The sequence below is a fragment of the Photobacterium sp. DNB22_13_2 genome (assembly GCF_052873915.1).
This window is the reverse complement of sequence record NZ_JBNNXU010000198.1, coordinates 1-255: the sequence shown is the minus strand read 5'-3', so window position 1 is coordinate 255 and position 255 is coordinate 1. Positions and strand designations below refer to the sequence as shown.

General features: G+C 61.2%; 1 protein-coding gene. It reads right to left on the bottom strand.

The genetic code is table 11. From position 1 onward, the window contains the following. Positions 1 to 255: FAD-dependent oxidoreductase (locus ACVA58_RS28345; RefSeq protein ID WP_446513562.1), on the bottom strand; the 255-nt coding region annotated here is incomplete at both ends.

Genomic DNA, 255 nt, shown 5'->3' with positions numbered 1-255 from the left:
ATTTCGTCGAGGACCATGTTGGTCTTGATCTCGATCTTGCCCTTCTTCTCCTGCTCATGCAGGCGGTCGATCAGGATCGGCTCGGCGCGGAACTTGTCGCGGCGGTGGATGAGCGTGACCTTGCTGGCAATGTTGGCCAGATACAGCGCTTCTTCCACGGCGGTATTGCCGCCGCCCACCACGGCCACTTCCTGGCCCTTGTAGAAGAAACCGTCGCAGGTGGCGCAAGCAGACACGCCGCGGCCGGCAAACTTC